4 protein-coding genes and 1 pseudogene are annotated in these 5,352 nt (G+C 72.8%); 3 read left to right on the top strand and 2 right to left on the bottom strand.

Annotated features, from left to right (window positions below; all coding sequences use genetic code 11):
* A pseudogene (locus HG543_RS51160) lies at positions 1 to 293 on the top strand (hypothetical protein); the annotation flags it as partial.
* 136 nt (positions 294 to 429) lie between these two features.
* Positions 430 to 2,319, top strand: coding sequence for a serine/threonine-protein kinase (locus tag HG543_RS51155; protein WP_171818777.1), 1,890 nt, complete (start codon positions 430 to 432; stop codon positions 2,317 to 2,319).
* 51 nt (positions 2,320 to 2,370) lie between these two features.
* Here HG543_RS51155 and HG543_RS51150 read toward each other — a convergent pair whose 3' ends face one another.
* A complete protein-coding gene (locus tag HG543_RS51150) occupies positions 2,371 to 3,141 on the bottom strand; it encodes a transglycosylase domain-containing protein (RefSeq protein WP_169352272.1) in 771 nt (256 codons plus the stop codon).
* Positions 3,142 to 3,201: 60 nt separating this feature from the next.
* On the opposite strand from HG543_RS51150, the gene HG543_RS51145 reads away from it, so the two are divergent.
* Complete coding sequence (locus HG543_RS51145) at positions 3,202 to 3,894, top strand: ferredoxin reductase domain-containing protein (protein ID WP_169352271.1); 693 nt, start codon at positions 3,202 to 3,204, stop codon at positions 3,892 to 3,894.
* On the opposite strand, the gene HG543_RS51140 is transcribed toward HG543_RS51145, so the two are convergent.
* Positions 3,888 to 5,352 (bottom strand): aspartyl protease family protein (locus tag HG543_RS51140; RefSeq protein WP_169352270.1); only part of this gene is annotated, 1,465 nt, incomplete at its 5' end. The genes HG543_RS51145 and HG543_RS51140 overlap by 7 nt on opposite strands.

Raw genomic sequence — 5,352 nt, 5'->3', positions numbered from 1 at the left:
GTGGAGCGGGTGACCGGGTGCTCTCGGAAGATGCGGGCATCAACTACACCACCTCCGGTGGCCGTGGTGGCAACGGCGGCCGTGGTGGCAACGGCGGCCGGGGCGGCGCGGGCGGTGGTGGCGGCGGTGGCCCGTCCGTGGGCGTGTGGTGCGGCGGGGCCTCGGGTGTGGCGCTGACGGATGGTGGCGTCACCTTCACCGTGGGCGCTGGTGGCCCGGGCGGAGCGAGCACCGCCAACCCCGGCGACACGGGGCTGATGCAGGACGTCGTCGACTGTCAGCCCATCCCATAGGTCCGCCGTCCGATGCCCGACGTGGGGGGGCCCGTCGGGAGGAGAAGGCGTGCGGAGCTTGACCGCTCGCCTGCTACCCCGGGCCGGTGCACATCGCCTCACCGGCGTCCTCCTGCTACGCTGCTCTCCGGTTGAGATGGCATCCGAGCTGATCTGCGAGACCTGCGGCCTTTCCGTTCCACCTGACACCGCCGTGTGCCCACGCGACGGCACGGTGGTGTTGTCGTCGTTCCACGTGCCGGGTGGAGCAAGAGAGGAGCCCAAGGTCGTGGTGCATGCATCCTCCGAGACCGTGGCCGCGGACGCCGGGGTGAGGGACCCCCTCATCGGCCTGAGGCTCGGCGAGTACGAGCTGCGCTCGCGCATCGGCGTGGGTGGCATGGGCCTGGTGTACGAGGGCATCCAGCCGCTCATCGGCAAGCGCGTGGCGGTGAAGGTGCTGCGGCCGGAGCTGGCGCACTCCTCCGAGCAGGTGGAGCGGCTGCTCGCCGAGGCGCGCGCCGTCAACGCCATCCGTCACCGCGGCATCATCGACATCTTCGGCTTCGGGCAGGTCCCGGACGGCCGGCAGTACATCATCATGGAGTACCTGGAGGGCCAGGCGCTCGACGCGGTGCTGGCGGAGAAGCACCGGCTGCCCGTGCAGGAGACGCTGTCGCTCCTCGACGAGGTGCTCGCCGCGCTGGCCGCCGCGCATGGCGCGGGCGTGGTGCACCGCGACTTGAAGCCCAGCAACATCTTCCTCGTGCGCCAGCCGGACGGCTCGCGGTACGTGAAGGTGCTGGACTTCGGCCTCGCCAAGCGCGCGCAGACGCCCACCGGACGCAGCGCACAGACGCGCACGGACATGGTGGTGGGCACGCCGGAGTACATGGCGCCCGAGCAGGCCCGCGGCCAGGAGGTGGGTCCGATGACCGACCTCTACGCGCTGGGCGTCGTCGCCTTCGAGGCCGTCACGGGCCGGCTGCCCTTCATCGGCGCCTCGCCGGTGGACCTGCTGATGAAGCACGTGGAGGCGCGGCCGCCGCGGCCCTCGGAGTTCGTCCCCGAGCTGCCGCCCGCGCTGGACGCGTTCATCCTGCAGATGCTCACCAAGGACCCGGAGACGCGCCCCAACTCGGCGGACGCGCTGCGCCAGCAGCTCAACAAGCTGCGCCGCACCCTGCGGTCCACGCGCTCCAACCCCAGCGCGCCCGCGCCGGTGGAGAAGCCGCGCGGGCGGGACGACGTGGAGTCGCGCCGGCCCACCACGCCGGTGCCCGTGCCGCCGGAGCTGAACACGGAGCTGACGTCGCAGGAGCTGCGCGCCGCCGGCGTGTCCGTGCCCAAGAAGGGCGGCAGGCGCGTGCCCGTGGCCGCCGCCGCCATCGGCGCCGCCGTGCTGCTGGTGGGCGCGGGCGCGGCCATCGTCGTGCGCGGCTCGCCGGAGACGCCCACCCCGCCTCCCGCGCAGGCGAAGGCGCCGGAAGTCAAACCCACCGCCGTGGTCCCCACGGCTCCGGCCGCGCCCGCCGTGGAGCCTCCGGTTGCCGGTGCGCCCGCCGCGGTGGCTCCCGCTGCTCCGAGCGAGGCCACCGCCGCCCTGGGGACCGCGGGCACCGTGGCGCCGACGGCGGCCCCCGCGGTCGCGGACGCGGCGCTCACGCCCAAGCGCGCGGCGACGCAGGGCAAGCCGTCCCAGGACGAGCCCGAGGACCACGCCCTGGCCCCCGCGACGGCGCGCACGACGTCCCGGAAGAAGACTCGCGCCCCGAGCAGTGAGGACGTGGCCCCCGAGCCCACGGATACGGAGACGCGCGGCTCCTACGGGAGCGCGCCCCGCACGACCGACCTGCATCGACGCATCGACGACCTGGAAATCCAGATCTCCACCCGGTCGACCGCGGGGAAGATCGAGGACGACCAGATGGAGACCGCGTTCAAGATGCTCGACCGGTATCGCGCCCAGGCGAAGGGGGCGAGCCCCGAGCAGCGGAAGAAGATTTCCGACGGGCTCGACTACTTCGAGCGCACCTTCCTGAAGTAGGAGCCCGCCGGTCCGGCTTCGGGCAGGTGCCCCTGCTGGCGTGAAGGGCGCTCAGCGCGTGCAGAACACCGGCTGGGCGATGGCGTTGCGCGCGCGGTCCTCGCCCACGAGCTTCCAGCCCGCGAGGTCCTCCAGCAGCATGTCGCGGTTCTGCCGGATGACGGTGGGGTTGCGGCACACCTTGAGGTCCTCGTAGTAGCCGAAGGGCGGCAGCGCCAGCTGCAGCTCCGCCAGCTCCGACAGCTGCAGCTCCGACAGCTCGCGCCCGAAGAGGGTGTGGGCCGCGTCCTCCACGCCGACGATGCCGCGCTCGAAGTAGATGGCGGACAGGTCGTACGCGATGAGCTGATCCTTCTGCATGAAGGAGTGCAGCCGGTGCGCGGCCACCGACTGTCTCAGGTTGTCGTAGATGCCCAGCGCGTGGGCGATGCGCATGGCGAGGATGCGCTCGCACGCGCCGTCTCCCTGGGGCTTCGCGCCCACCGTCACCCCGGCGAACAGGCGCCACGCCCAGGCCGGCCCGTGCTCGCGGGGCGTCTGGAAGTAGCGCGGGCACCCCATGTGGCGGATGTAGAGCGCCACCAGGTCCTTGGGCAGCCGCGAGAAGTCCGGGCGCGTGAAGGTGATGGGGCGGGGGTTCTTCTGGTACTGCCCCGCCCGCAGGCTCATCCGCTCGCCCTCGATGCTGTGCTTGAGCTGTTTCTCGACGTCGAACTCACTGTCCAGGGGCGGCAGCTTGCTGGCCGTATAGAGATACGTCAGCGGGATGAACACGCCGGCCAGTCCCAGCAGGAACAAGATTATCCAGAGAAGGCTCTTCACCCCCCAAGGCTACCAGGGGAGGCGCGCCCCCGGGCGCGCTGGGTTAAAATCGAGACCACCATGCCCGACTGGCACCCGGCCACCGTCGCCACCACCGGCCCCGCCGCCGATGGCCTCACCGACCTCGTCCTCGACATCCGCGGCACCCCCCTGGTGGGCATGCACGCGCACCCCGGGCAGTACGTGCGCCTGCGCCTGCCTGGTGTGTCGGAGGGCATGTTCGCCATCGCCTCCCCGCCCGACCCCCAGGGGACGCGCTGGGAGTTCCTCCTCAAGGACGGCGCCATCCTTCCGGATGCCCTCATCCGCCTGCCCCCCGGCTCGCTCGTCGAGGTGTCCCAGCCCGAGGGCAAGGGCTTCCCGCTCGAGCGCGCGCGGGGCCACGACGTACTGCTGTTCGCCACCGGCTCCGGCATCTCGCCCATCCGCTCCCTCATCGCCAGCATCCGCCGCGAGCGCGAGGCCTTTGGCCGCGTGACGCTGTACTTCGGCGCGCGCACGCCGGGCGCCTTCGCGTACGCGGACGAGCTGCACGAGTGGGAGGCCGGCGGCGTGCGCGTGGTGCGCACGTGCAGCCAGCCCGGCGTCAGCGGCTGGCAGGGCCTCACCGGCTACGTGCAGGCGCACCTGGGCGAGGAGCCCGTGCAGGACGCGGTGGCCTTCCTCTGCGGCCAGTCGACGATGGTGCAGGGCGTGAAGGCCACGCTCCAGGCGCGCGGCGTCCCGAAGGACGCCATCTTCCTCAACTACTGAGGCGCGACGACGGCGGGCTCCGCGTAGCGCACGCCCAGCAGCACCGCGGCCGGGTCGCTGTCGCCGCTGCTGCTGGCCACCTGCGGCGTCCACGCGGCCACGCCCACCCAGCGGCCGTCCGCGCTGAAGCGCACCCGGCGCACGGACCAGTCGAATTCGTGCTCGCCCTTCGCGCCGTCCTCGCCCTCCGTGAAGAGGTACACGCGCTTGTCCCAGCCGCCCGACGCCAGCGAGCGCCCATCCGGAGAGATGGCCGCGGTGGACACCACGCCCTGGTGCAGCGGCCACTTCTGGAGCACCTGGCCGGATTGCGCGTCCACCAGCGCGCCCGCGTTGAAGGGGCCGCGGGGCTCGTCCACGCCCTTGCGCTCACGCTCGTAGACCTCGCGGTTGCGCTCCGGCTTCTGCTCGGACAGGCCCACGCCGAGCCGCTGCCCGCGCGCGTCCACGGTGACGTCGCTGACGTAGGCCGGGAAGGTGAAGTCCGAGCGCGGCGCCAGCACCAGCGCCTCCTGCGCGCGCACGCCCTCCGGCACCCCACCCTTCAGCGCGAGGACGGCCTCCTGTGTGACTTCGTCGAAGGTCACCTCGAAGCGCTCGGTGAAGGGAGCGCCCAGCACGCCCTGGCTGCCCTCGGGCACGCACGTGTCGCAGACGGCGATGTCCACGCCCTCCAGGCGCAGCGACTTGAAGCTCAGCGTCTGGCCGCGCGCCAGCCGCGCCGCGGTGGTGCCCAGCGCGCTCGGCACGTTGAGCGTCTCCTTGAGGGCGGGCACGTCGATGCCCGCCGCCGTGGCCGCCTCGCTGGTGAGGAGGATGGCGGGCGCGCGCGCGTCCACCGCCAGCGACACCGGCGCCTTCCCATTCAGCGTGCCGCCCAGCACCACCGTGCCGCCGCGCTTCTCGAAGCGCACGCGCGCCTGCCCCGGCCGCAGCGGCTCCACGCCCGTGCGCCACGCGCGCACGTGCTTGTCCCAGCCGCCCGAGTACAGCGTCCCGTCCGGCGCGAAGGCCAGCGCGCTCACCGGCCCCAGGTGCCCGCGCTCCTCCGAGGCGTACTCCAGCCCCGGCGCCGACAGCACCGTCACCAGCCCCTCGAGGCTGCCCACCACGAGCCACTTCCCATCCGGGTGGAAGGCCACCGTGCCCAGCGGCTCCTCCGTGCGGCGCTCGCCCTTCAACGTCCCGGTGGCCGCGTCGAACAGGCGCACCACGCCGTCCCTGCCCGCGGTGGCGACGAGGCCCCCGTCCGGCGAGAAGGCCACGCCCTCCACGTCGAACTCGTAGGGGTTGATGGCCGGGTCCGCGACGAGCGTCGGCGGCGGGCCCAGGTTCCAGATGGACAGGAAGTACTGCTTGGAGCCCAGGCGCGAGTACGCCACGCGCCCGCCCCGGGGCGAGAAGGCCAGGCCCCAGATGAAGTCACGCCGGTTGAGGACGGCCTCCACCTCCCACCCC

Source organism: Pyxidicoccus fallax (assembly GCF_012933655.1).
GTDB classification, from domain to species: Bacteria; Myxococcota; Myxococcia; order Myxococcales; family Myxococcaceae; genus Myxococcus; species Myxococcus fallax.
Note: the sequence above shows the minus strand (reverse complement) of the source record. Positions and strands in the feature narration are given on the sequence as shown.